General features: G+C 56.8%; 26 protein-coding genes. 9 read left to right on the top strand and 17 right to left on the bottom strand.

Annotation, left to right across the window (positions count from 1 at the left end):
• Nucleotides 1–102: 102 nt before the first annotated feature.
• Both ptsP and rppH read right to left on the bottom strand, forming a co-directional pair.
• Nucleotides 103–2,349 (bottom strand): phosphoenolpyruvate--protein phosphotransferase, encoded by a 2,247-nt coding sequence (gene ptsP, locus ACLIBF_RS04775; RefSeq protein WP_031376192.1) that lies wholly within the window; start codon nt 2,347–2,349, stop codon nt 103–105.
• A gap of 12 nt (nt 2,350–2,361) precedes the next feature.
• Nucleotides 2,362–2,889: an RNA pyrophosphohydrolase gene (gene rppH, locus ACLIBF_RS04770; RefSeq protein WP_031376193.1), complete on the bottom strand. Its 528-nt coding sequence runs from the start codon at nt 2,887–2,889 to the stop codon at nt 2,362–2,364.
• Nucleotides 2,890–3,573: 684 nt separating this feature from the next.
• Between rppH and mutH the strand changes: the two genes are divergently transcribed.
• From mutH to ACLIBF_RS04750, 4 genes are all read left to right on the top strand, one after another.
• Nucleotides 3,574–4,251, top strand: a complete 678-nt coding sequence (mutH, locus tag ACLIBF_RS04765; RefSeq protein ID WP_425028461.1) for a DNA mismatch repair endonuclease MutH — start codon at nt 3,574–3,576, stop codon at nt 4,249–4,251.
• A gap of 99 nt (nt 4,252–4,350) precedes the next feature.
• Nucleotides 4,351–5,061, top strand: coding sequence for a TerC family protein (locus ACLIBF_RS04760; RefSeq protein WP_031376195.1), 711 nt, complete (start codon nt 4,351–4,353; stop codon nt 5,059–5,061).
• 118 nt (nt 5,062–5,179) lie between these two features.
• Entirely contained in the window at nt 5,180–5,398 is a 219-nt protein-coding gene (locus ACLIBF_RS04755; RefSeq protein WP_031376196.1) for a YgdI/YgdR family lipoprotein, read from the top strand.
• A gap of 140 nt (nt 5,399–5,538) precedes the next feature.
• Nucleotides 5,539–6,579 carry an NADP(H)-dependent aldo-keto reductase gene (locus ACLIBF_RS04750; RefSeq protein WP_031376197.1) on the top strand — a complete coding sequence of 347 codons (1,041 nt, stop codon included), beginning with the start codon at nt 5,539–5,541 and terminating at the stop codon, nt 6,577–6,579.
• A gap of 40 nt (nt 6,580–6,619) precedes the next feature.
• On the opposite strand, the gene ACLIBF_RS04745 is transcribed toward ACLIBF_RS04750, so the two are convergent.
• The 5 genes from ACLIBF_RS04745 to ACLIBF_RS04725 all read right to left on the bottom strand — a co-directional run bounded on the left by ACLIBF_RS04745 (nt 6,620) and on the right by ACLIBF_RS04725 (nt 11,044).
• Nucleotides 6,620–7,069 (bottom strand): GNAT family N-acetyltransferase, encoded by a 450-nt coding sequence (locus ACLIBF_RS04745; protein ID WP_159223262.1) that lies wholly within the window; start codon nt 7,067–7,069, stop codon nt 6,620–6,622.
• Nucleotides 7,069–7,842: an FCD domain-containing protein gene (locus ACLIBF_RS04740; RefSeq protein ID WP_031376199.1), complete on the bottom strand. Its 774-nt coding sequence runs from the start codon at nt 7,840–7,842 to the stop codon at nt 7,069–7,071. The genes ACLIBF_RS04745 and ACLIBF_RS04740 overlap by 1 nt, the downstream gene beginning before the upstream one ends.
• Before the next feature lie 95 nt (nt 7,843–7,937).
• Nucleotides 7,938–8,255 carry a PTS sugar transporter subunit IIB gene (locus ACLIBF_RS04735; protein WP_031376200.1) on the bottom strand — a complete coding sequence of 106 codons (318 nt, stop codon included), beginning with the start codon at nt 8,253–8,255 and terminating at the stop codon, nt 7,938–7,940.
• A 15-nt stretch (nt 8,256–8,270) separates the two neighbouring features.
• Nucleotides 8,271–9,698: a glycoside hydrolase family 1 protein gene (locus ACLIBF_RS04730; RefSeq protein ID WP_031376201.1), complete on the bottom strand. Its 1,428-nt coding sequence runs from the start codon at nt 9,696–9,698 to the stop codon at nt 8,271–8,273.
• On the bottom strand, nt 9,695–11,044 hold the full coding sequence (locus tag ACLIBF_RS04725; protein WP_031376202.1) for a PTS sugar transporter subunit IIC: 1,350 nt from the start codon (nt 11,042–11,044) through the stop codon (nt 9,695–9,697). Before ACLIBF_RS04725 ends, ACLIBF_RS04730 begins: the two co-directional genes overlap by 4 nt.
• 179 nt (nt 11,045–11,223) lie before the next feature.
• Here ACLIBF_RS04725 and ACLIBF_RS04720 point away from each other — a divergent pair, with 179 nt between their 5' ends.
• On the top strand, nt 11,224–11,556 hold the full coding sequence (locus ACLIBF_RS04720; protein WP_069728871.1) for a PTS lactose/cellobiose transporter subunit IIA: 333 nt from the start codon (nt 11,224–11,226) through the stop codon (nt 11,554–11,556).
• 8 nt (nt 11,557–11,564) lie between these two features.
• Here the strand turns inward: ACLIBF_RS04720 and lysA are convergent, their stop codons facing one another.
• Nucleotides 11,565–12,821, bottom strand: a complete 1,257-nt coding sequence (gene lysA, locus ACLIBF_RS04715; protein ID WP_069728870.1) for a diaminopimelate decarboxylase — start codon at nt 12,819–12,821, stop codon at nt 11,565–11,567.
• Nucleotides 12,822–12,923: 102 nt separating this feature from the next.
• Here lysA and ACLIBF_RS04710 point away from each other — a divergent pair, with 102 nt between their 5' ends.
• Entirely contained in the window at nt 12,924–13,844 is a 921-nt protein-coding gene (locus ACLIBF_RS04710) for a LysR family transcriptional regulator (protein ID WP_031376205.1), read from the top strand.
• Here the strand turns inward: ACLIBF_RS04710 and ACLIBF_RS04705 are convergent.
• Nucleotides 13,841–15,004, bottom strand: a complete 1,164-nt coding sequence (locus ACLIBF_RS04705; protein ID WP_279810355.1) for an MFS transporter — start codon at nt 15,002–15,004, stop codon at nt 13,841–13,843. The two genes, ACLIBF_RS04710 and ACLIBF_RS04705, sit on opposite strands and share 4 nt — an antisense overlap.
• Before the next feature lie 367 nt (nt 15,005–15,371).
• Between ACLIBF_RS04705 and ACLIBF_RS04700 the strand changes: the two genes are divergently transcribed.
• The gene (locus ACLIBF_RS04700; RefSeq protein WP_031376207.1) at nt 15,372–15,998 is read left to right on the top strand and encodes a serine protease; all 627 of its coding nucleotides are present in this window, start codon (nt 15,372–15,374) and stop codon (nt 15,996–15,998) included.
• A gap of 82 nt (nt 15,999–16,080) precedes the next feature.
• Here the strand turns inward: ACLIBF_RS04700 and lysS are convergent, their stop codons facing one another.
• From lysS to xerD, 5 genes are all read right to left on the bottom strand, one after another.
• On the bottom strand, nt 16,081–17,601 hold the full coding sequence (lysS, locus tag ACLIBF_RS04695; protein ID WP_031376208.1) for a lysine--tRNA ligase: 1,521 nt from the start codon (nt 17,599–17,601) through the stop codon (nt 16,081–16,083).
• Between the two features lie 9 nt (nt 17,602–17,610).
• Nucleotides 17,611–18,709 (bottom strand): peptide chain release factor 2 gene (gene prfB / locus ACLIBF_RS04690; protein WP_122983627.1). Its coding sequence is split into 2 segments (ribosomal slippage): nt 17,611–18,633 and nt 18,635–18,709, totalling 1,098 coding nucleotides; the frame shifts between segments, so codons are not numbered across the junction.
• Between the two features lie 203 nt (nt 18,710–18,912).
• Nucleotides 18,913–20,649: a single-stranded-DNA-specific exonuclease RecJ gene (gene recJ, locus ACLIBF_RS04685; protein ID WP_046289225.1), complete on the bottom strand. Its 1,737-nt coding sequence runs from the start codon at nt 20,647–20,649 to the stop codon at nt 18,913–18,915.
• Between the two features lie 3 nt (nt 20,650–20,652).
• A complete protein-coding gene (gene dsbC, locus ACLIBF_RS04680; protein ID WP_031376210.1) occupies nt 20,653–21,366 on the bottom strand; it encodes a bifunctional protein-disulfide isomerase/oxidoreductase DsbC in 714 nt (237 codons plus the stop codon).
• Between the two features lie 21 nt (nt 21,367–21,387).
• Nucleotides 21,388–22,281: a site-specific tyrosine recombinase XerD gene (gene xerD / locus ACLIBF_RS04675; RefSeq protein ID WP_031376211.1), complete on the bottom strand. Its 894-nt coding sequence runs from the start codon at nt 22,279–22,281 to the stop codon at nt 21,388–21,390.
• A gap of 102 nt (nt 22,282–22,383) precedes the next feature.
• Between xerD and fldB the strand changes: the two genes are divergently transcribed.
• Nucleotides 22,384–22,902 (top strand): flavodoxin FldB, encoded by a 519-nt coding sequence (fldB, locus tag ACLIBF_RS04670; protein WP_031376212.1) that lies wholly within the window; start codon nt 22,384–22,386, stop codon nt 22,900–22,902.
• 70 nt (nt 22,903–22,972) lie between these two features.
• On the opposite strand, the gene ACLIBF_RS04665 is transcribed toward fldB, so the two are convergent.
• Nucleotides 22,973–23,383, bottom strand: coding sequence for a protein YgfX (locus tag ACLIBF_RS04665; RefSeq protein WP_448309433.1), 411 nt, complete (start codon nt 23,381–23,383; stop codon nt 22,973–22,975).
• Nucleotides 23,358–23,624: an FAD assembly factor SdhE gene (gene sdhE, locus ACLIBF_RS04660; protein WP_031376214.1), complete on the bottom strand. Its 267-nt coding sequence runs from the start codon at nt 23,622–23,624 to the stop codon at nt 23,358–23,360. The genes ACLIBF_RS04665 and sdhE overlap by 26 nt, the downstream gene beginning before the upstream one ends.
• Before the next feature lie 226 nt (nt 23,625–23,850).
• Here sdhE and ygfZ point away from each other — a divergent pair, with 226 nt between their 5' ends.
• Entirely contained in the window at nt 23,851–24,837 is a 987-nt protein-coding gene (gene ygfZ / locus ACLIBF_RS04655) for a tRNA-modifying protein YgfZ (RefSeq protein ID WP_031376215.1), read from the top strand.
• Between the two features lie 44 nt (nt 24,838–24,881).
• Here ygfZ and ACLIBF_RS04650 read toward each other — a convergent pair whose 3' ends face one another.
• A complete protein-coding gene (locus ACLIBF_RS04650) occupies nt 24,882–25,856 on the bottom strand; it encodes a sugar-binding transcriptional regulator (protein WP_046289226.1) in 975 nt (324 codons plus the stop codon).
• Nucleotides 25,857–25,894 lie beyond the last annotated feature (38 nt).

Genomic DNA, 25,894 nt, shown 5'->3' with positions numbered 1-25,894 from the left:
GGTCATGTACAGCGCGCAACAACCGGAGCGTACACCTGGTACGTGAGGATTGTGAGCACTGCCCAGGACCAGAATGGCAAATAAAATAGCCTGAAGTGGCGCTTAGCGGCCTCCCCGAATCAGCCCGCCCAGTCCACGACGCTCCATAAAGGTCGAAACCAGATGACGAACCTCGGTGGCGGTATGCGCATTCATTCCCTGCTCACTCAACTTTTGCGCTTCTTCATGATCCAGATGGCGCAGCAGGTATTTTACCCGCGGAACGTTTTTACCGTTCATGCTGAGGTGGTGATAACCCATGCCCACCAGCAGCGCGACGCACATCGGATCGCCCGCCATTTCACCACACAGGCAGAGTTCCAGATTGGCCAGACGGGCTTCATGCGCAATGGCATGCAGCGCGCGCAGCATCGCCGGGTGCAGCGAGTCGTAAAGATTGGCCACTCGGGTGTTATTGCGGTCCACCGCCAGCAGATACTGGGTCAAATCGTTGGTGCCGACTGAAACAAAGTCTACGCGCGACGCCAGATGCGGGATCATAAACAGCATCGACGGCACTTCGATCATGATGCCTATGCGCGGCGCGGGAATTGCATAGCCCAGCATCTCTTCCACTTCACGACCGGCGCGATCGATCAGCCGTTTCGCTTCGTCGATTTCATCAATATGACTGATCATCGGCAGCAGAATACTGAGGTTGCCGGATGCTGCATTCGCCCGCAGCATCGCCCGGACCTGCACCAGAAAAATCTCCGGCTGGTCAAGCGTCAGGCGGATACCGCGCCAGCCCAGGCAGGGATTCTCTTCGCTGATCGGCATATACGGCAGCTGTTTATCTGCTCCGACATCGAGGGTGCGCAGCGTGACGGGCTTGTTGTGAAACAGCTGCAACATGCCCTGATACTGCGCCACCTGCTCCTCTTCTGACGGAAAGCCATTTTGCAGCATGAAGGGAATTTCAGTGCGGTAGAGACCGATGCCGTCAACCCAGCTGCCCAGCGCCTGCTCATGTTCCGGACTTAAACCGGCATTGAGCATCACCTGTACGCGCTCGCCGCTTTTCAGCTCACCCGGTTGATCGACTACTCCTTCCGCCATCTTGCTCAGCGCATTTTCTTCGCTGATCAGACGCTGGTACTCCTGCACCAGCACCGGTTCGGGATCGATTAACAGCTCGCCACGGTAACCATCGACGATCAGCAGCCGTTTATTCAGCTGATGCGGCAGAATATCCGCGCCCATCACCGTCGGGATACCCATAGCGCGCGTCAGGATCGCCGCGTGGGAGTTGGCGGCACCATCGCGCACCACCACCCCGGCCAGCCGTTCGTGCGGCAGCTCGGCCAGAGAGGTGGCGGTCAGCTCATCGGCCACCAGCACGAAGCGCTCCGGCCAGGCATTGGTGCCCACCAGCGAATCATCGAGGTGAAATAACAGCCGCTGACCCAACACCCGCAGATCGCCTGCGCGTTCGCGCAGATAGCTGTCGGTCAGCCGGGCGAACTGTTCGGCAAACTTCTCGATTACCTGTTTAACCGCCCACTCTGCCACCGATCCACGTTCGATCTCATCGAACAGATCTTTCTTCAGTCGGGCATCGGTTAACAGGTGCGAGTAAAGGTCGAAGATCGCCGCGCTCTCTTTCTGCACGCTGGCGCTAAACCGTTTGCTGAAGCGGCGGAACTCACTGGCAGCTTCGCTCATGGCGAGCGACAGGCGTTCACGTTCACGCTGAACATCCAGCGTTGACGCGGCGGAAACCTGATCGAGCAGCGGCTGCGTCTCATCGACCCAGCCCGGTGCCACTGCCACACCGGGTGCTGCCGCAATCGCGCGCACCCGGGTCTGGCGGAACTGGCCAAACAGCTGGCCCATCTGCGATTGCGACAGCAGCGCCGCCATCTGCGTGGCCAGCGTCACCAGAAACGATTCTTCACTCTCATCGAACTGGCGATGTTCCCGCTGCTGGACCACCAGCACGCCAAGCAACTGGCGACGGCTGATAACAGGCACGCCGAGGAAGGAGCGATAGCGCTCCTCTTTAACTGCGGGGATATATTTAAAGCTGGGGTGACTCTGCGCGTCGGCAAGGTTGATCGGTTCGGCCAGACGGCCGACTAACCCGACAATGCCTTCGTCAAACGCCAGCGTTACGGTGCGACCGCGCGGCTTTTTCAGCCCGCGCGTCGCCATCAGGTAATAGCAGCGACGATCGTGATCGGCGAGGTAAACGGAACAGACTTCCGTTTCCATCGCCAGACAGATCTCATTGACCAGAATGTCGAGTGCTTCATTCAGACGCGGCGCACTCGCCACTTTTTCTACAATTTCGCGCAACTGAGTGAGCATAAAGGGCGTGGCCTATCCTCTCTTACGTCGATGGGCAGGATTGTTTCGCTGCCCCGCACTCTCCTGCATAGACATCACCACGCCAGCGAATTCCTTCATTACCCGACGATAGACGTCGCGCTTGAAGGAGACAACCTGACGCACCGGATACCAAAAGCTCACCCAGCGCCAGCCGTCGAACTCAGGCGTGCTGCTGTGCTGCACATTGATATCCGCGTCATTAGACATTAACTGCAGAAGAAACCACTTTTGTTTCTGGCCGATACATACCGGCTTTGTGTCCCAACGCACCAAACGTTTTGGCAACTTGTAGCGCAACCAGTTACGGGTAGATGCAAGTATTCGAACATCTTTACGGTGTAACCCCACTTCCTCGAACAGTTCGCGATACATCGCCTGTTCAGCGGTTTCACCGGGATTGATGCCTCCCTGAGGAAATTGCCAGGAGTGCTGTCCAAAGCGCCTGGCCCATAACACTTGTCCTTGCCTGTTACAAATTACGATACCAACATTCGGGCGGTAGCCATCATCATCGATCACCGGACTACCTCAAAGCTAAATTTGAATAGCCTGATTGTTTCACACTCCTTACAGGCGGTAAACCACTGGATTCACGGGGTGTTAAGCGTAAAACTTCGGGATAACTCACAGAGAAGCCATTAGTTATAAACAATCGGGGTCAGAAAAGCCGATCTTATTCACCTTTTCTGTGGATAGCTTTGTGCAGAACGCGGGAGTTAACTGAATAACCCTGTCAGGCGCGTCTGCATCGTCAAAAAGCGATAATTTACTATACCTATGATTATAAAAACAAAAATAGATGAATTAACAAAATACGCTCAGGTTAAATGGCCGATTAAACTGTCCACTCTTTACAGTTGGGCGAATTTTAACCACCCGTCATGTTATCCACAACGAATCGCTCAGCCTTAGGCCAGAGCGGGCAAATTATGGTCAAAAGTGGGAAAGTCAAGGCTGTAAATGGAACCAGTACCGCACAGTCAGGCCGGTTATCCCAATTTTCTGTGGATAACCCGGTATGAGATCCTGTTCATTGTTGCGAGTAAGTTGGGATAACCTGAAGCGTCCGATAATATTGCCAGGGCCAATCGGTAAAAAAAGCACGATCTATCATGTTATTATCCCCACTCAGCACGGTGAATATTTCGGGTAAACCCACTGTGCAACATACTGTATATTTTTTGAGCAATGCGAGTCTTCACTATGAACTACCTGCCAGCACCACCTGAAGATGAAGCCACCCTGTTAGCCCGGGCAGAGGATTTAGCCGGGTTAACGCTGGAAACGCTGGCCGAACGGGCGGGTCTGACGATGCCTGCCGATCTTAAACGCGATAAAGGCTGGGTGGGTATGCTGCTGGAATGGCATCTCGGGGCCAGCGCCGGTAGCAAAGCCGAACAGGATTTCGCCCATCTCGGCATTGAGCTGAAAACCATCCCGATTGATGCCAGTGGCAAACCGCTGGAAACCACCTTTGTCTGCGTCGCGCCGCTCACCGGTAACAGTGGCGTTACCTGGCAGACCAGCCACGTGCGACACAAACTGGCGCGGGTGTTGTGGATCCCGGTCGAGGGTCAGCGGGACATTCCGCTGCGCCAGCGCCGGGTCGGCGCGCCGCTACTCTGGAGCCCCGACGCGGAGGAAGATGAGATGCTGCGGCAGGACTGGGAAGAGCTGATGGACATGATCGTGCTGGGTCGGGTTGAGCAGATCACGGCACGGCACGGTGCCTGGCTACAAATCCGCCCCAAAGCGGCCAACAGTAAAGCCCTGACCGAAGGAATTGGCGATCACGGCCAACCGATCCTAACCTTACCGCGCGGTTTCTACCTGAAAAAGAGTTTTACCGGACCGCTGCTGGCGCGCCACTTCCTGCTTTAACAATGACATTCTGATCTGACGTGGCGCAATTTTGTGGGAGAGAAGCAAATTCAGTGCGTATAATCCCCGTTTAATTTTCGTTTAGGATTGAATGTAGGTATGTTTGAGTGGATTGCCGATCCCAATGCCTGGCTGGCACTGGGAACCCTGACCATCCTTGAGGTGGTGCTGGGTATTGATAACATTATTTTCCTGTCGTTAGTGGTCGCTAAACTGCCAAAGCATCAACAAGCCAGCGCGCGCCGTATCGGTTTGTTAGGCGCAATGTTAATGCGTCTGGCCCTGCTGGCCTCTATTGCCTGGGTCGCCCGACTGACGAATCCGCTGTTTACCCTGATGGACCATGCGTTCTCTGCCCGCGATCTGATCCTGCTGTCTGGGGGTCTGTTCCTGCTGTGGAAATCGAGCATGGAGATCCACGAAACCATTGAAGGTAACGAAGCGGAACAAAAATCTAACGTCCATTCGTTCCTTGGTGCAATCGTGCAGATCATGCTGCTGGATATTATTTTCAGCCTCGATTCGGTGATTACCGCCATCGGCCTCTCCGATCATCTGTTTATCATGATGGCTGCGGTAGTGATCGCGGTGCTGATGATGATGTTCGCAGCCCGTAGCATTGGTGAGTTCGTTGAGCGCCATCCGTCGGTCAAAATGCTGGCATTAGCCTTCCTGATTCTGGTCGGTTTCACCCTGATTCTGGAGAGTTTCGCGGTTCATGTACCAAAAGGTTACATTTATTTCGCGATGTTCTTCTCAATGGCGGTTGAATGCCTTAACCTGATGCGCAGTAAGAAAAAAACCGCATAGAAAAGTCAAGGGCGAGCGTGCTCGCCCGCAAATTTTCAGATTCCTACGATTAACCCGGCCGGCAAAACGATTTATTACTACACTTTTTGCAGTCGATGATGTGTGGAGATGAGGCGTGATGAAAGGATGGGCAGGTATCGCCATTGTGGCACTAACCGCAGCGATGTTAAGCGGATGCAGTTCTGATTATGTAATGGCAACGAAAGATGGCCGGATGATTATGACCGAAGGTAAGCCGACCATTGATAAAGAGACCGGGCTGGTGCAGTACACCGATCAGTCGGGTCACGCAGTACAGATTAACGGCGATGAGGTCTCGACCATCATTGAACGCTAAGTGCGAAATTGTCTCGCCTGCCACAGATTCCCCGCTGGCAGGCGATTTCCCCGACTTTTCCCCCTTCCTTCCCCGCCATTGCTCGCGCTATAGTCCCTGAGGACACAACATTCCATTCCATAAAGAAAAGGAAGCTGGCAATGCACTATCATCGTATTCCCCATAGCACGCTGGAAGTGAGTCAGCTGGGGTTGGGCACCATGACGTTTGGCGAGCAGAACAGTGAAGCCGACGCCCATGCCCAACTGGATTTGGCTATTCGTTCCGGCATTAATTTTATTGATACCGCCGAAATGTATCCGGTACCACCGCGTCCGGAAACCCAGGGTCTGACCGAACAGTACATTGGCAGCTGGCTGAAGCAGCGCGGCAGCCGTGACAAAATCATTCTGGCCAGCAAAGTGTCGGGCCCGTCGCGCGGTAATGATGCGTCGATTCGCCCTAACATGGCGCTGGATCGCAAGAACATCCGTGAAGCGCTGGATGCCAGCCTGAAACGCCTGAATACCGACTATCTCGATCTTTATCAGCTGCACTGGCCGCAGCGTCAGACCAACTATTTTGGCAAGCTGGGCTATCAGTACAGTGAAACCACCGCCCAGGTGACGCTGCTGGAGACGCTGGAAGCGCTGACCGAGCAGGTTCGCGCCGGTAAGATTCGCTATATCGGGGTGTCGAATGAAACCGCATGGGGCGTAATGCGCTATCTGCAACTGGCGGAGAAGCATGAACTGCCGCGCATCATCAGCATCCAGAACCCCTACAGCCTGCTGAACCGCAGCTTTGAAGTGGGCCTGGCCGAAATCAGCCAGCATGAAGGGGTTGAGTTGCTGGCTTACTCCAGCCTGGCGTTCGGTACTCTGAGCGGTAAGTATCTGAATGGCGCGCAGCCTGCCGGTGCCCGTAATACCCTGTTCAGTCGCTTTACCCGCTACAGCGGCGAGCAGTCGCAGCAGGCGATTGCCGAGTATGTGGCGTTAGCCCGCCAGCACCAGATTGATCCGTCACAGATGGCATTGGCTTATGTGCGTCAGCAGCCGTTTGTTGCCAGCACCCTGCTCGGTGCGACCACGCTTGAGCAGCTGCAGACCAATATCGACAGCTTCAATCTGACGTTAAATGCAGAGATTCTGGAAGGCATTGAGGCGATCCACCGCCGTTATACCTATCCGGCACCCTGAGTCCTCCGCTGCCGGCCGCCACGAGTGCGGCTGGCACACCTTATATATCCCGATAATAGAGCTGCACGCGCTTATCGGGATACTCCAGCGCCTCGCCCTGCGGCTGCCAGCCAAAACGGTCATAGTAGCCGCTGAAGGTCGACCATAACCACAACCGCGAATACCCCTGATCCTGGGCGTGTGCAATCACCCGCTGCTGCAACGCGTCGCTGACGCCTTTGCCGCGCGCGGGCGCATCGACATACAGTGCGGCCAGCCACGGGAACAGATCCTGACGGCTGATCAGATCGCATCGCCAGAAACCTGCCGTGCCGATCGCCTTGCCTGCCTCAACGGCGACAAAAGTGACCGGGAAATCGGCGCCGCTCAGGCTGCTGGCGACGATGCTGGCGAAGAAGTCACGGCTGCTGGGTTCGCCGAAAGCGCGCCACTGCCATTCGGTAATCTGATCGGCAAAATGGGGCACGGCGCTGAGCGGCACAATCTCCATTACATCAGTTTCCCCTGGAATATCGGCACTGAATCAAACAGGTAACCGTCGAAGTCAGGCGCATCCGCATCGGACAGCTCAAGCAGCGTATTCTTCACATTCTCAAGATGCTGCCAGGTGGCCTGCCATGCGCCCATCACATCGCGACGACGCAGAGCGGCCAGAATGGTCTGGTGATCGCCCAGCCATTTCAGGCGGTAGGCGCGGGTTTCAAACTGGGGGCGCAGTTGCTGCCACAGCGGACTGCTGTCGTGATGACGCCAGATACTGGTGACGGTGTCGAGCAGCATCTGATTCTGACTGGCTCCCGCCAGCAGCAGATGAAATAACTTGTCGTTATCCTGACTGCTGTCGTTGGCGGCGATGGCCCGCTGCTCCTGCTCCAGCGTGCGGCGCAGATTTTCAATATCCGCTTTGGTGGCCATTTTAGCGGCAAACGCGGCGATGTTGCTTTCCAGCAACTGGCGCGCCTGCAGCATTTCAAACGGACCGACATCGCTGCGGAAAAAGGCCTCTTCTTCATCATCGCTGGCGGAGGGAATGCGCATCACGTAGACGCCGGAACTCTGGCGAATATCCACCGTTCCTTCCAGCTCCAGCATTAATAGCGCTTCGCGGACGATGGTCCGGCTGACGCCCCAGGTTTCAGCCAGCTGGCGTTCAGGCGGCAGGCGCGATCCCACCGGATAGTGTCCGTCGCAGATTTGCTGGCGCAGATGCTGACCAATTTCCTGATACTGTTTTTTTTCTTGTGGCGCTTCGGCTTTGTCCACGCTGTCACCCTTTGCAATCATTGCGCTAACGGCATTGCCGCCGTTCCCTGCGCGACAATGCCCGCGAGCCAGAGAAGTGACCCGCAAACTGAGACTCAGTGTATCAAAGCCAGCGCCTGATCGAGTACCTTTGCGCCATTCAGGGTGCCATAGGCAACAGAATCGATTACCGCAATCGGCAACTGATAGCTGTCGGTCAGTTTTTTGTTCGCTTCCAGCTTAAAGCGCACCTGCGGCCCCAGCAGCACCGCCACCACCTCGTGGCCGTAATTTTGCAGCTCCTCTTGCAGGTTCTGCTCGGGAATGGCGTAGATGTGGAAGGCTAATCCACGCGCGGCGGCCTCTTTTTCCATCCGCGTTACCACCATTGAGGTCGACATGCCTGCGGCACAGGCCAGCACAATACGTTTCATCCTCGCTTCCTCTTGTTATTTCGGCTCATCATCAAGCCACAGGGTAAATTGCTGACTGTCGCGCAGCGCCCGGAACCAGTGGGCGGATTTCTTCATGCGACGCTGACGCTGGTTATCTAAGTCGATTTCGATCAGGCCATAGCGGTTTTTGAAGGCGTTCATCGGCGAGACGTTGTCGGTGAAGGCCCACAGCATATAGCCCTGACAGTTGATGCCCGCCTGATGCGCACGGACCGCCTGATGCAGGTGCTCGCTGATAAAGTGAATGCGGTAGTCGTCCTGAATTTCCCCCTCAGCGTTTTTAAATTGCGCTTCGTTTTCGACGCCCATTCCGCTCTCGGCGACAAACCACGGGATGTTGCCGTACTCATCACGCATCCGCTGCGCCATATCCCAGATGATTTCCGGCTGAATTTCCCAGCCGCGTGAACGGTTCATCCGCCGGCCCGGCAATTCAAAGTGCTCGTAATAGCAGGCAGGATGGAACGGCGTATCGGGATGCCAGGCACGGGACGGCGCCTTCACGCGGTGCGGATAGTAAAGGTTAAGCCCGACCTCATCGACGGTATTGGCGGCGATGATCGCCAGCTCCTCCGCTGTGGCCTGCCACTCAATCTGATGTTTATCCAGCAGCGCCAGCAGCTCCGCCGGGTACTCGCCTTTGATAGCCGGATCGAGAAACACCCGGTTATAGAACAGGTCGTAGATCTGCGCCGCCTTCTGGTCATGCGCGGCCGACGAGCGTGGATAGGTCACCTCCGGGTTGAGGATGGTTCCGATACGACCGGCATAGCCTTGCTGGCGAAACAGCTGCACCACCCGCGCGGTGGCGAGATTTTTGTGGTGGTTCCACTGCATCCATTTATGGGTGTTCTGCTCGTACGGCCAGCGCAGCGCGTCGAGATAGACCCGGGTCTGCACCACAATCGGCTCATTAAACACAAACCAGCGCGTTACCCGGCCGGCATAGCGTTTAAATACCTGCTCGACGTAACGGATAAACAGTTCAACCACGTGCTTTGACTGCCAGCCGCCATACTGCTCCAGCAGCGTAGCGGGCAGCTCGTAATGCTCCAGACAGAGCATCAGTTCAATGCCCTGGCGCTGCATTTCATCAATCAGCCGGTCATAGTAAGCCGCGTACTCCTCATCCACCGTGGCGCTTTCATAATCGGTGAGAAAGCGCGACCAGTTGATTGAGGTGCGGTAGTGGGTCAGCCCGCTGGCCTTCATCAGCGCTACATCTTCAGCAAAGCGGTTAATGAAGTCGGTCGCCACGGCCGGACCATAGCCCTGATGCCAGACGTGCCGATCCTGCTGATACCAGGCATCCGGCCACGAATCCTGCCCGGCTTTTTTGCCACTCCAGCCCTCGGTTTGCCAGGCTGACGCGGCGGCGCCAAGGATAAAATTCTGCGGGATCTGAATAAGCTGGCGACTCATAACACCTCCGATTGGTTTCGGGCCAGTTCAGGTTGTTGATTCTTCGCTTCGGCGGCATCGGCGCGACGGGCTGCCACTTTGACAAACGGCAGGTAGATCAGCACCGACACCATAATGCAGATAATCTGGGTCACCACCGCGCCCATCGATCCCGCAGTCGACAGCCAGGCGTTAATGATCGGCGGCGTGGTCCACGGCACCATCACCACCGCTTTGCCGGCAAACCCCATCACTGTGGCGAAGTAGCCGATTGAGCCGGTTACCAGCGGCGTGATGATGAACGGGATCGCCAGGATCGGATTGAGCATAATCGGCATGCCAAATATTACCGGCTCATTGATATTGAAAATGCCGGGACCGAACGAGAGCTTGGCGATTTCGCGCATCTCTTTACGGCGCGTCGCCAGCATCACCGCGGTCAGCAGGCCGATAGTCAGGCCGGACCCGCCAATGCTCATATAGACATCCCAGAACGGCATGGTGATGATATTCGGCGCCTCTTTACCCTGCTCAAAGGCGGTCATATTGACCATAATCGCCCCCAGCAGCAGCGGTTCACGAATCGGTTTCACCATCTGATTACCGTGAATGCCGATCACCCAAAATAGCTGGGCGACGAACATCAGAATCAGAATTCCCCACAGGCTCTGTACCACCGACTCCAGCGGTTGCTGCACCACCTGATAGACCGCGTCATACAGATACATGCCGGTAACGCGATGGAAAATAAAGCCAAAGGTGGCGACCAGCGTCACGGTGATAATTGACGGGATCAGCGCGGAGAAAGAGGCGGCAACGTTGGGCGGCACGGTGTCCGGCATCTTAATTTTCAGCCGCTCAACCTGCTCGAGCCGGCAATAGATCTCTACCGACAGGATGGCGATAAACATGCCGAGAAACAGGCTCTTGGTATCGGAGAATTGTTTAGCCAGCACGTCGGTGACCAGATGCATCTGACCGTCGACCATCATCTGTAAAGTGGTCGGCGTCACGGACACAAAGCAAATGATCGCCAGCAGGCCAGGGAACAAGGTTTTGATGCCGTTGATGCGGCCAAGCTCGATGCCAATCAGGAACACCGCGCCAATGTTGAGGAAGCTGAGCGTGGCGTAGTTAATGCTGCTGGTGATCGGTTTCAGGTCGGCTAAAAATCCCAGTGCAGCAAAGCTGGCGAGGCCATTTTTACTGTCCAGCACCATGTTAGAGATCAGCACTGAGAAAGCGCCAACGATGATCACCGGCATCAGGGTGATGAACGAGGCTTTGATCGCCATGATGTAGCGATAACTATTGAAGCGGGTGGCAAAGCTGCCCAGGGAATCGATAAGGCGGTCCTGTAGAGACATGGGTCAACCCTCAGAGATGTAAGATCGGCATTCCAGTAGTGGTCGGTATCTTCCCGGTTAGTGGCATACCAAAATGACGATTCTTAACCATTATTTCTGTGACAAAGCTCCCGGAAACGTTTTTTGGCATTCCAGTATGATTAAAAAAGCCAATTTGGCATACCAATAGCGAGGATTGTATGGATTTCGAACAAACCATGATGGAATTGCTGATCAATGCGGGTGAAGCACGATCGTCAGCGATGATGGCGATCCAGTCTGCGCGTCAGCGTGACTGGTCGGCTGCCGACGCGGCGCTGACCGCCTCCGATGCCGCAGCAAAACAGGCGCACAAGATTCAGACGCAGTTGATTGGCGCGGATGAAGGCAGCGGCAAACTGCCGGTGACGCTGATCCTGGTGCATGCTCAGGATCACTTAATGAATGCGATGCTGTGTCGCGATCTGGCGGAGGAGATGGTGATGCTGCGTAAAGAGCTGTTTAACGCACAGGCGGCAGCAGGTACCGCCTGAGCAAGCGGTTAGCCGCCTTCCAGCGCCAGTAATTCCTGGATAGTCTGCGCGCGACGGATCTCGCGCGGCTGCCCCTGTTCGAACAGCACTTCCGGGATCAGTGGACGGCTGTTGTAGTTCGATGACATAGATGCGCCATACGCGCCGGTGTCATGAAATACCAGATAATCACCGACCTGCGCAGCCGGAATCGCACGGGTATCGACTTTGCCGCCTTCCAGCTGGGTAAAGACGTCGCCCGACTCACACAGCGGCCCCGCCACTACGCTGTCGAGGGTCTGCTGCTCATCAATCTGACGCCCGTCGCCCGCCATCAGCGAGATATGGTGATAGCTGCCATACATTGATGGGCGCATTAAATCGTTGAATCCGGCGTCGACCAGCACAAAGTGGCGGCTGCCCATCGCTTTGACCGCCCGCACCTGCGACACCAGCACGCCCGATTCGGCCACCAGAAAACGGCCCGGCTCAATCTCCAGTTTGACGGCGTGGCCCAGATGCTGAGCAATGCGCTGACGCGCAGCATCCCACAGGCCAAAATAGTGATCGGTATCGATCGCCTCTTCACCGTAGCGATAAGGAATCGACAGGCCGCCGCCCGCTGAGATCGCCGTCAGATCCTGACCAAACTCCACCACCAGACTGACCATCGCATCACACACCTGTTGCAGATGGGCGTAATCGACCCCGGAACCGATGTGCATATGAATCCCCACCAGCCGCAGACCGTACTGCTGGATCGCCGCCAGCGCTAAAGCCAGATCGCCATGCCAGATTCCGTGCTTGCTGTTTTCGCCGCCGGTATTGGTTTTCTGACTGTGGCCGTGCCCGAAACCGGGATTAACCCGCAGCCATACCGCATGACCCGGCGAGACAGCGCCCAGCTGATGCAGCATATCGACCGAACCGGCATTAACCGGTACCTGCAGCGCCGCAACCCGCTCCAGCGTCGGCTGATCAAACAGATCAGCGGTAAAGACGATCTCATCTCCGCCCGGCTGATACCCCGCCACCAGCGCACGTTCAATCTCACCCAGTGATACCGAGTCTACCTTTACTCCGGCCGCCCGCATCAGGCGCAGAATATGAATATTTGAACAGGATTTCTGGGCGAAACGCACCACATCAAACGCCTGTAACTGGGCGATGCGTGCCTGAATGATCTGCGCATCGTAGGCCCAGAAAGGCCCGGCATAGCGGCGTGCCAGCGGCAGCAGATGCGTGACGTTGAGCGCGGTTTCGGTGGTCTGTAAGGAACGGGGCATGAGGGATCTCCTGTGGCAATAACCGCATTAAGCCAGAATCGTGTCATAGCGAAAAATATCTGTTTTAATAGCATCTATGCAAAACTGATATGGCATCACCTGATGGCGAACATTAACTGGCGACACATCGAAATTTTTCACGCGGTGATGACCAGCGGTAACCTGACGCAGGCCGCAACTCTGCTGCACACCTCTCAGCCTACGGTCAGTCGGGAACTGGCGCGGCTGGAGCAGCAATTGGGGCTACAGCTGTTTGGTCGGGTACGCGGACGTCTGCAGCCTACGGTACAGGGGCTGCGCCTGTTTGAAGAGGTTCAGCGTTCCTGGTACGGGCTGGATCGCATTATGGAGGCGGCTGATAATCTGCGTCAGTTTCGTCAGGGGGAGCTTTCTGTCGCCTGTCTGCCGGTGTTTTCGCAGTCGCTGCTGCCGCCGCTGTGTCAGCCTTTTTTGCAGCGCTACCCGGATGTCAGCCTGAATGTGATTCCGCAGGAGTCGCCGCTGCTGGAGGAGTGGTTATCGGCGCAGCGCTATGACCTCGGCTTAACCGAAACTCAGCATGCGCCGGCCGGCACTGACCGCCATGCGCTCTTAACCTGCGATGAAGTCTGCGTGTTGCCGCCTCAGCATCCACTGAGCCAGCGGGCCGTGCTGACGCCGCAGGATTTTGCCGGTGAGAATTATGTCAGCCTGTCGCGCACCGACAGTTATCGCCAGCTGCTGGATGCGTTGTTTCATGAGCAGGATGTTGAGCGTCGTCTGGTGCTGGAGACCCACAGCGCCGCCTCCGTCTGCGCGATGGTCAGGGCGGGCGTCGGGGTATCGATCGTTAATCCGCTGACGGCGCTCGATTATGCCGACAGCGGTGTGGTGATGCGGCGATTCAGCGTTTCGGTACCGTTTACCGTCAGCCTGGTCAGACCGCATCACCGCCCCGCCTCGGCGCTGGTCGATGCGTTTGTCAGACATCTGCAGCAGCAGGTGGCTGACTTCCCGGCGCGCATCGCCGCCCGCTTAGCTTAAGCGCGCACCGCAGACGTTGCGCCACCCGATTTGCGGAAGGTGATCAGGCAAACCAGCAGACCGATCAGTGCCAGCGCGGCGGCGGCAACCGGCACCGCCGTCAGGCCGTAGCCCCGACCAATCACTGCCCCACCGACCCAGGCACCCAGCGCATTACCAACGTTGAACGCTGAAATATTCAGGGTCGACACCAGATTGGGAGCCTCTTTACCGTGGCGTACCACGTTAATCTGCAGACCCGGCACGGTAGCAAAGGTGGCCATCGCCCACAGGAACAGAGTGATCTCCGCCAGCCACAGCGCATGGCTGGTCCAGCTAAACAGCAGGGAGAAGAGCGCAATCAGCGAGAAGCTAAGGATCAGGCTGAAGGAGACTTTCCAGTCCGCCATCTTGCCGCCCAGAATATTGCCGACCGTCAGGCCTGCGCCAATCAGGAACAGCGTCCAGCTGACGCCACGGTCGCTGATGCCGGTCACCTGTAACAGCAGCGGCGCGATATAACTGAACAAGGCAAACATTGCCGCGGCAAAAAACACCGTCATCAGCAGCGACAGCCACAGTTTACCGTTGGCCAGCGCGCTCACTTCACTCGCCAGGTCGACCGGTTTTTCCTGCTTGTTATTCGGCAGGCTGACAATCAGGGCGATGAAGGCCAGTACGCCGATGACCGCTACGCCCCAGAAGGTGGCACGCCAGCCAAACAGCTGACCAAACCAGGTGCCAAGCGGCACGCCCAGCACGTTCGCCAGCGTGAGACCGGTAAACATCAGCGCCACGGCAGAAGCCTGACGACCTGGTGCTACCAGACTGGCTGCGACCACCGCACCAATGCCAAAGAAAGCACCGTGACACAGCGCGGTTACAATGCGCGCCAGCATCAGCAGGTTATAGTTGTACGCCAGCGCGCACAGCAGGTTGCCAACGATGAAGATCACCATCAGCAGCGTCAGCGTCTTTTTACGCGGCAGCCGGGCGGTCAGCAGCGCCATAATCGGTGCGCCAATCGCCACGCCCAACGCATAGCCGCTGATTAACCAGCCCGCTGACGGAATCGATACCTGAAGATCGGCCGCCACGTCCGGCAGCAGCCCCATAATGACGAACTCGGTGGTGCCGATGGCGAACGCACTCAACGCCAGCGCCAGTAACGCTACAGGCATAACATTTCTCCCAATACCATGAAAATGCAGGTGAACCGCGCGAACGCGTGGCCCAATCGACGCTTATTAAAATTTGATCTGCGTCACGCTGGCTATTACAGCACAGCCGCTGGAGCCCATATACCCCAATAGCAGCAAAGGATTATTGCCACACCAGCAATAATTTCTGTCATCAATCCGCCAGACGCTCATCTCCGGCACGGCGGAAAAATCCAGGAATCACCGCCGCAGGCAATCTCTGGTTGTCATTTGCCCGTCACCCGTTACCCTTTTTAATGTGTCAGCAATAAATAAAATTTTAGCGTTGCCGATAACCCCATTATGAAACGCCAGGTGATGTGATCGAATTCTGACGCGGGGAGAAAGAATGCAACGGCTCATTGCCTTGATGGTTTTTGCTTTAACCGGCTGCTCGGTTGGCCACTATGAGTACAGTAAAGAGGCCGAAAAGCGGGTCGATATGACCGTGACCGGCATTCCTACCGTGCTCGGCTTAGGCACGCTGGGTACCACGATTCCGCTGACGGCGGAATACAGTCTGACCGCCGCGCACGTGGCGAAATTTTCACTTTACCGGGTCAAAGCCTGGCATCCGCAATGCGATCTGGCGGTGGTCTACCACAAAAACAGCGAGGCAAGCCTGCCACCCAGCTTTCGCAACAGTCATATCGGCGATCGGGTCAATCTGTACGGCTACAGCTTTATTTCGGCGATGCCGGTCAGTTCCAGCGGCCAGAACCTGATCAATACCACGCTGGCGAACAGCTGGAACAAGGCGGACTGCGTGGTGGTGGCGGCCAATGCTGGAGTGGTGAAAGGGATGTCGGGCGGCGCGGTGTATAACGCCTCTGACGATACGCTGGCGGGAGTAATCATCGGCTACAGCGACCGTATTAATGACAATACCAGCGGCAAAACTCTGTATAAGAACGTGGCGCTGTATGTACCTTATGCGCGGTTTCAGCAGTGGCTGGATGGCGTAGTGAAGTCGTGACCGCCGTTGTCTGAACCGGACAGCGACGAAAAAAAAGGCCGGAGTCTCCGGCCTTTCTGCATTCTGCTTAACGCAAAGTGACTTACTTGCTGCCCGGACGCAGCGCCGGGAACAGGATCACGTCGCGGATGGTGTGGCTGTTGGTAAACAGCATGACCATACGGTCGATACCGATACCGAGACCCGCAGTAGGCGGCAGACCGTGTTCCAGCGCAGTGACGTAATCTTCGTCGTAGAACATCGCTTCGTCATCGCCCGCATCTTTGGCATTCACCTGCTGCAGGAAACGCTCAGCCTGATCTTCCGCATCGTTCAGCTCGGAGAAGCCGTTACCGATTTCACGGCCGCCGATGAAGAACTCAAAGCGATCGGTGATCTCTGGATTCTGATCGTTACGACGCGCCAGCGGTGATACTTCAGCCGGATATTCGGTGATGAAGGTTGGCTGAATCAGATGCGCTTCTGCCGTCTCTTCGAAGATCTCGGTGACCACACGGCCCAGTCCCCAGCTCTTCTCGACTTTAATGTGCAGCGATTCAGCGATCGCTACCGCTTTATCAAAGTCTTCCAGATCGGCCAGGTCGGTTTCCGGACGGTATTTCTTGATCGCTTCGCGCATCGTCAGTTTTTCAAACGGCTTACCGAAATCGAACTGATGTTCGCCATACGGCACCACGGTGGTACCCAGCACATCCTGTGCCAGCGTACGGAACAGGCTTTCGGTCAGCTCGATCAGATCTTTGTAATCCGCATACGCCATATAGAGTTCCATCATGGTGAACTCAGGGTTATGACGTGGCGAAATGCCTTCGTTACGGAAGTTACGGTTGATCTCGAACACCCGATCAAAGCCCCCTACCACCAGACGCTTCAGATAGAGTTCCGGGGCAATACGCAGGTACATATCGATGTCCAGCGCATTGTGATGGGTGATAAACGGACGCGCCGATGCGCCGCCTGGGATCACCTGCATCATCGGAGTTTCCACTTCCATAAAGTCGCGGCTGACCATGAACTGGCGGATACCGGCCATGATTTGCGAGCGAATTTTGAAGGTGTTACGGGATTCATCGTTGGCGATCAGATCGAGGTAGCGCTGACGATAACGGGTTTCCTGATCGGCCAGGCCGTGGAACTTATCCGGTAACGGACGCAGGGCTTTGGTCAGCAGACGCAGCTCAGAACAGTGAATCGACAGTTCGCCGGTTTTGGTTTTGAACAGCTTGCCGCGCGCGCCAAGGATATCGCCGAGGTCCCACTTTTTGAACTGCTCGTTGTAGATCCCTTCGGCCAGATCGTCACGCGAGACATAGAGCTGAATGCGTCCGCCAACGTCCTGCAGGGTAACGAATGACGCTTTACCCATGATACGACGGGTCATCATGCGTCCGGCAACGCTGACTTCAATGCCCAGATCTTCCAGTTCTTCGTTGCTCTTCTCGTCATAGCGTTCATGCAGCTGGTTCGAGAGGGTGTCACGACGGAAATCGTTAGGAAACGCCACGCCATTTGCACGCAGCGCGCTCAGCTTTTCGCGACGCGTTTTCAGTTCGTTGTTTAACTCAAGTGCGGCGTCAGCGCTCTGCGGTTGTTGTTCAGACATGTCGGTTCCTTATAACCCTGCTTTTAAACTAGCTTCAATGAATCGATCCAGATCGCCGTCCAGCACCGCCTGGGTGTTGCGCGTTTCCACACCGGTACGCAGATCTTTAATGCGCGAATCGTCGAGCACGTAAGAACGGATCTGGCTGCCCCAGCCGATGTCGGACTTGTTGTCCTCCAGCGCCTGTTTCTCAGCATTTTTCTTTTGCATCTCAAGCTCGTACAGCTTCGCCTTCATCTGCTTCATCGCCTGATCTTTGTTCTTGTGCTGAGAACGGTCGTTCTGGCACTGGGTCACGGTGCCGGTCGGAATATGGGTAATACGTACCGCAGATTCCGTCCGGTTAACGTGCTGGCCGCCGGCACCGGAGGCGCGATAGACGTCAATGCGCAGATCGGCGGGGTTGATGTCGATATCAATATCGTCATCCACTTCCGGATAGATAAAGGCTGAGCTGAAGGAGGTGTGACGACGACCGCCGGAGTCGAACGGGCTCTTACGCACCAGGCGATGCACGCCGGTTTCGGTACGCAACCAGCCAAAGGCGTAATCGCCTGACACACGAATGGTCACGGATTTAATACCCGCCACTTCGCCTTCAGACTCTTCAATAATTTCAGTTTTGAAGCCGCGGGCTTCAGCCCAACGCAGATACATACGCATCAGCATGCTGGCCCAGTCCTGCGCTTCGGTACCGCCGGAGCCCGCCTGCAGATCGATATAGCAGTCGGCACTGTCGTACTCACCGGAGAACATGCGGCGGAATTCGAGTTCGCCCAGTTTGCTTTCGAGGCCATCCAGCTCGGCCACCGCTTCGTTGAACGTCTCTTCGTCGTCCGCTTCGACTGCCAGCTCCAGCAGACCCTGGACATCTTCCAGGCCTTGCGTCATCTGATCGAGAGTGTCAACAATCGCTTCAAGCGAGGAGCGCTCTTTGCCCAGTGCCTGGGCGCGTTCCGGTTCGTTCCACACGTCTGGCTGTTCCAGCTCGGCGTTTACTTCTTCGAGGCGTTCTTTCTTGGCATCGTAGTCAAAGATACCCCCGAAGAACGTCGCTGCGCTCACTGAGGTCCTGAATACGGTTTTTGACCGGGTTGATTTCAAACATGGCTTTAGCGTCTTTTTTGCGTTCGATGGGACAGGAAAATTAACGCATAAGTTTACCCGAAACTGACGACAGTTTGTAGCGCTGATGCGGTGGTGGCGCGGCGATCTATTAACCGCGTGGCGAGTGGCGTTTCACCAGAGGAAAAGAAGGCGGTCCTGAGCCCGGCGGGCGGCCGCGCGCTGCCGCACGACCACCGCCAGAGGTCAGTTAATCGGCCAGAGATGATCAATGATCAGCTGCACCGAACGGTTCCCGCGATATTCATTGATATCCAGTTTGTAGGCCAGCTCGACCTGACGCACGCTGGTGTCGGGCCACAGTGTGGTATCGACATTGAAGGCGATGCCATCGATTAGCGGGCCGCCGCCCAGCGGTTCCACCATCACTTTCAGATGCCGCTCACCGACCAGCCGCTGCTGTAACAGCTTAAATTTGCCGTCGAACGCTGGCTCCGGGAACGCCTGGCCCCAGGGACCCGCTTCACGCAGCATCTCAGCGGTCTGCAGGGAAAATTCCTGCGGCTGCAGCGCGCCATCGGACCAGATGATGCCCTGCAGCGATTCGCCATCCAGCCATTCGCCGACCAGTTCGGCAAAACGCTGGCGAAACTCCTCATAGCGTGCGGTTTCCAGCGACAGTCCCGCCGCCATTGCATGGCCGCCAAACTTCAGCATCAGCCCTGGATTCAGCGTATCGAGCCGCTCCAGCGCATCACGCAGATGCAGACCGGCAATCGAGCGGCCGGAGCCTTTCAGCGTGCCGTCACCGGCTGGCGCAAAGGCAATCACCGGGCGATGGAAGCGCTCTTTCAGCCGCGAGGCCAGAATCCCGACCACGCCCTGATGCCACTCCGGATGATAAAACGCCAGCCCCAGCGGCAGGTCGCTCTGCTCACGTTCCAGCGCCTGACACAGTGCCAGCGCTTCGCTCTGCATGCCCTGCTCAATCTCTTTACGCGTCTGGTTGAGCGCATCCAGTTCGCTGGCTAACATCCGCGCCTGGCTGAGATCGTCGGTCATCAGTAACGCCACCCCGACTGACATATCATCCAGCCGCCCTGCCGCATTGAGCCGTGGTCCAAGCGCAAAGCCGAGATCGCTGGCCGCCAGCTGGCGCGCATCGCGGTTGGCAATCTCCAGCAGCGCACGAATGCCGGGACGGCATTTACCGGCGCGAATCCGGCTCAGTCCCTGCCACACCAGAATGCGGTTATTGACGTCGAGCGGCACCACATCGGCCACCGTGCCAAGCGCCACCAGATCCAGCAGTTCAGCCAGATTGGGTTCGCTGCGGGTTGTGCCAAACCAGCCCTGCGTCCGCAGATAAGCGCGCAGGGCCAGCATCAGATAAAAGGCGACGCCGACACCGGCCAGCGCGCGGGAAGGAAAATTGCAGTCCGCCAGGTTAGGATTGACGATCGCTTCCGCCGCCGGCAGGGTCTCACCCGGCAGGTGGTGATCGGTGATCAGCACCGGAATGCCGTGCTGATGTGCACATTCCACACCAGCATGCGACGAGATGCCGTTATCCACCGTCAGGATCATCGCCGCACCGCGCGCACGCGCCTGTTCAACCACTTCCGGGCTGAGACCATAGCCATCTTCGAAGCGGTTCGGCACCAGATACTGCACGTTGCTGCCGCCCATGCTGCGCAGCGCCATCACCGTCAGCGCGGTACTGGTCGCGCCGTCGGCATCAAAATCGCCCACCACCATAATGCGACGGCCATCGAGCAGCGCCTGATGCAGCAACGCTACCGCGCTATCGATTCCGCTCAGCGCCTGGAACGGCAGCAGGTTTTTCGCGCCGCGCTCCAGCTCAGCCGCGTCGCGTACCCCGCGCTGCAGATAAAGACGTTTCAGCAGCGGCGGCAGGGTTGCCGGCAGCGCATCTTCGACCGTCACCTCACGGCGACGCAGTTCCACTTCGTTTTTTACCACCGATTAACCACCACGTTTTTGATTATCCAGTACCTGCTTCAGCTCCTGCGGACCCTGATAGCCCGGAATCATCATGCCGCTGTCGGTCAGGATGGCTGGCGTGCCCTGAATGCCAAACAGCACCCCGAGCTTGTAATGCTGTTCAATATTGATTTTGCAGCTGTCAGGCGCGGTCATTTTCGGCGCATCGCCCTTCATCGCATCATCAAAGGCTTTATTACGATCGGCGCTGCACCAGATCGCTTTCATCGCGCCTTCAATCTGACCATGCAGTCCTTCACGTGGGAACGCCAGGTAGCGCACGGTGATACCCAGCGCATTGTAGTCCGCCATCTGCTCATGCAGTTTGCGGCAGTAGCCACAGGTAATGTCGGTAAACACCGTTACCACATGCTGCTCTTTCGGCGCTTTGTAGACGATCATTTCCGGCACCAGCGCCTCGACTTTTTTATCGAGCAGCTTATTGGTTACGTTGACCGGTTGCGCACCGCTGACGTCATACAGCGGGCCCTGAATCATGTGTTTGCCATCATCGGTCACGTAGAGCACGCCGCTTTCCGACAGCACGGTTTTAAAGCCCGGCAGCGGCGATGAGGTAATCTCAGTCTGATTTAAGCCGAGCTTTTTCAATGATTGCTGAATGGCGCTGTCATCGGCCTGCGCCAGACCGGAAAAGGCACTGGCTAACAGCGCCAGCATGGCAAAATGCTTGTTCATCTCTTTCCTTATTCCCGCAGATCAGGCCCGCGGATGATGTTGTTGATGCAACTGACGCAGGCGCTCGGTGGCGACATGCGTATAAATTTGGGTGGTGGAGAGATCGCTGTGTCCCAGCAACATCTGTACGACACGCAGATCGGCACCGTGGTTCAGCAGATGGGTAGCAAACGCATGGCGCATCACATGGGGCGACAATTTTTCACTGTCGATGCCGGCCAGCGTGGCGTAATGCTTGATGCGGTGCCAGAAGGTCTGCCGCGTCATCTGCTGCGCCCGGTTGCTCGGGAACATCACGTCCAGCGTCTGTCCGTTGAGCAACCACGGACGCCCATGTTCCAGATAATGCTCCAGCCAGTAAACCGCTTCTTCACCTAACGGCACAAGTCGCTCTTTATCGCCTTTGCCGATTACCCGCACCACACCCTGGCGCAGGCTGATATCACTCAGCGTCAGGCCGACCAGCTCAGAAACACGCAAACCGGTGGCGTAGAGTAACTCCAGCATCGCTTTGTCGCGCAGCTCCAGCGGGATGTCGATATTTGGTGCCTGTAGCAAGCGTTCAACCTGCGCTTCACTGAGATCTTTCGGCAGCCGCTGCGGCAGTTTTGGTGCCGATAACAGCGCACTGGGATCGTCAGCGCGCAGCTTCTCGCGGTAGAGGTATTGAAACAGGCGGCGCATAGCGCTCAGCAGCCGGGCTGAACTGGTCGCCTTGTAACCGCCCTCCAGCCGCTCGGCCAGAAACTGCTGCAGATCCAGCGGCATCACGCTGAGCAGCGTCAGGTTATGATGCGCCAGCCAGCTGGTCAGCGTCTGGAGATCCTGGCGATAGGAGGAGAGAGTATTCTGCGCCAGATTGCGTTCAATCCAGAGCGCATCGAGAAACTGTTCAGTCAGTTCGCTGTCTTGCACGTTATCCCCGCCGTTCGCTGTAAAATCATGCTCATTATGCCTGATTCAACGGCGCTTCTGGTACAATTGCGCCAAAGTCAGTATTTACAGAGTGTTATCTGCATGAAAATCGGTCTTTTTTACGGTTCCAGCACCTGTTACACCGAAATCGTAGCGGAGAAAATTCGCGATTTTATTGGCGAAGAGCTGGTCACCCTGCACAACGTCAAAGATGACGATCCGCGCCTGATGGAACAGTACGATCTGCTGATCATGGGCATCCCGACCTGGGATTTTGGCGAGTTGCAGGAGGACTGGGAAGCGATCTGGCCACAGCTGTCGACCCTGAATCTGCGCAATAAGATTGTGGCGCTGTATGGTATGGGCGATCAGATTGGCTACGGTGAATGGTTCCTTGATGCGCTCGGTATGCTGCATGAGCTATTGCAGCCGATGGGGGTGCGTTTTGTGGGTTACTGGCCGCTGGAAGGGTACGAGTTCACCAGCCCGAAACCGCTCAGTGCCGATGGGAAGCAGTTTGTCGGTCTGGCGCTCGATGATGTGAATCAGTTTGAGGTCACCGACGAGCGCGTCGAGCAGTGGTGCGAGCAGGTGTTAACGGAAACCGCCGAACTACTGTAATCGCGAAACGGTGTGGTCCGGCGGGTGGCTTTTGGCCCTGACGCCGCAACTGATGCCGCTAGTGACGCAGTCAGTGTTGCGCCTCGCTGAAACAGCAGGCGCGTAACGCCCGCCATTCGCCAGGCTGCATATTGTCCTGCATCAGCCACCAGCGCAGCGTCTTGCCCTGCTCGCTTTTCGCCACCAGCAGCACGCCAAACGGCAACCAGCGCAGCGGCTGAGTCGGCCGCCAGCGTGTACCCTGCCAGCACCAGATTTGCGCACTTTCCCGTTGAAGCGAACCGCGCCGCTGACTGAGCCGTCGATGATTACGCCAGCCTTCGGCCAGCAGCAGTCCGATCATCGCCAGTTTAATCAGCCATCCGCTGACCGGCAACGTCAGCAGCAATAGAGCCGTTACCGTCACCCCCAGCCAGACGCCCAGCAGGCCGCGCGCCTGGCGGGATGGCCGCAGCTTACATTGCCACGGGGCCGCGTTCACGGTTACGCTGCTGAATCAGGTTAACCATCCGCTTCAGTTCAGGATCGCTGGGTTCACCGTGGTTCATCAACCAGTTAAACAGGTCGGGATCGTCACTCTTCAGCAGCGCGATAAACACCTGCTTATCGGTGTCGTTCAGGCTGTCATATTCATATTTAAAGAACGGCATAATAGCGACATCCAGCTCCAGCATGCCACGGCGGCAGGCCCACTGAATACGTGATTTATCATTGATATCCATGCGTCAGTTTCCACAGTTCACAACATGGCGGCTAGTGTAACCTGGATTGTGGCGGGCTGCAGGCGCAGCGCAACACACTGTGCAATCGGCCGCAAAGCAAGCCGCATTTTTTCAGGGTTATCACGCGATTTGTGCGCCGTTATCGGTAAACAGGTTGCATTGCCAGTCTGCTCTTTTAACATTGAGGATATCTTTTCGGATGAACCCTCTTACTCAGGATATCTCCATGCCAACCTTTACCTTACCGCCGCGCCAGCCTGCAGCCTCGTCCCGTCTGCCGTTAACGCTGATTTCACTGGATGCCTGGGCGCTGGTTTCCGTCTTCGGTCCCGACAGCACCTCCTACCTGCAGGGTCAGCTGACGCTGGACGTCGCCGCGCTGGATGCTGCGCACCATCTGCCCGCCGCCCACTGTGATGCTAAAGGCAAGATGTGGAGCAACCTGCGTCTGTTCCATCGTGGCGAAGGCTACGCCTACCTGGTTCGTCGTGAACTGCGCGACACCCAACTGAGCGAATTAAAGAAATATGCGGTGTTCTCTAAAGTGACGCTGGCGGCCGACGATGAGGCAGTGTTACTCGGCGTGGCTGGTTTTCAGGCACGCGCTGCGCTGGCCAACCTGTTTGAACAGCTGCCCGACAGCGAAACCCCGGTGGTGCAGCAGGGAGAAACGACGCTGCTGTGGTTCGCGCATCCGGCAGAGCGTTTCCTGATCGTTACCTCGCTGGCCCAGGCCGAATCACTGCAGCAGAAACTGGCGGATGATGCACAGTTAAATGATAGTCAGCAGTGGCTGGCGCTGGACATTGAAGCCGGCATTCCGGTGATTGATCCCGCCACCAGCGTGCAGTTTATTCCCCAGGCCACCAACCTGCAGGCGCTGGACGCCATCAGCTTTAAAAAAGGCTGCTATACCGGTCAGGAGATGGTGGCGCGGGCCAAATACCGCGGTGCGAACAAACGCGCGCTCTACTGGCTGGCGGGCCAGGCCAGCCATCTGCCAGCGGCAAATACGGCGCTGGAACTCCGGATGGGTGAGCGCTGGCGTCGTACCGGCAGCGTGCTGGCGGCAGTGCAGCTGGATGACGGTGTCAGTTGGGTGCAGGTGGTGATGAATAACGATCTGGAGCCGGATAGCGTGCTGCGGGTTGAGGGTGATGAAGGCGGACAGCTGACGATTCAGCCGCTGCCCTACTCGCTGCAGGAAGAGTAACCACTCAGGCACGCAGCCGCATAAGCTGCGTGCCTGCCCGGCGATTACTCCGTTTTCTGCGTCATGTTCAGCAGAGTGCGGATGTTTTGCGCCGTGGTGGCGATAATGTCGATGGCACCGGTACGCAACGCACCGAGAATCGCCATTGCTTTGGTGTTCTCTGAGGCGATGGCGATAACGCAGGGGATCTTGCGCAGCTCATCAATGCTCAGACCAATCACCCGATCGTTCATTACGGTATCGACGTGCTGTCCCTGCGAATTGAAAAAATCATAGCCGGCAATATCGCCCGTCACGCCCTGATTCAGACTGGCGTCGATAATTTCATGCGGCGTAAACCAGCCTAATTTCACCATATAGCTGTTTTCATTCATGTCGCCAATGCCGACCAGGGCAAAGTCGGCTTTGCGCGCCCGATCCAGCGTCTCTTTAATCGTGCCGTTTTGCATAAACGCCTCTTTCAGCGCCCGATCTTCAACATAAGCCGGGGCGTAGAGCGTTTCGCTGATGCCACCAAATTTCTTCGCCAGACGACGGCTGATATGGTCGGCATTGATCGCATCACCGGGGCGGTGCGTGCCGCCGATACCGCTGATAAAGTGACAGTTACGCGTCGGTACCTGACCCGGATGGTCGGCGACAGCCGCCACATTGCGTCCCTGCCCGACCGCCACGACCGAATTCTCTTTAAGTGATTGCTCCAGCCAGGAGGAGACCAGCGCCGCCACCTGACGTCGCTGCTCATCGTTGTCCTGCAGGTCGAGGGCGATCAGCGCGCGCTGTAAGTGGGGGAAGCGGTCAAGCAGCTGTTGCTCAAGACGGGTACTGAACACCGGGTGGTAACGCACGTTGATTTCAACAATGCCCTCTTCCCTGGCGCGCTTCAGCAGCCGTCCGACTTTGATGCGTGAAATGCCAAACTTACGCGCAATCTCTTCCTGGGTAATTTCGTCCTGATAATAGGCGACTGCGATTTCGGTCAGCAGTTCGGAGTCCTGAGAAAGCGTGTGTTTTTCCATGCGTTATCTGTCTCGCAGTGAGTTACCTGACTAAGCAC

Source organism: Pantoea sp. PGP6 (assembly GCF_053474785.1).
This window is presented reverse-complemented; position numbering and strand designations above follow the sequence as displayed.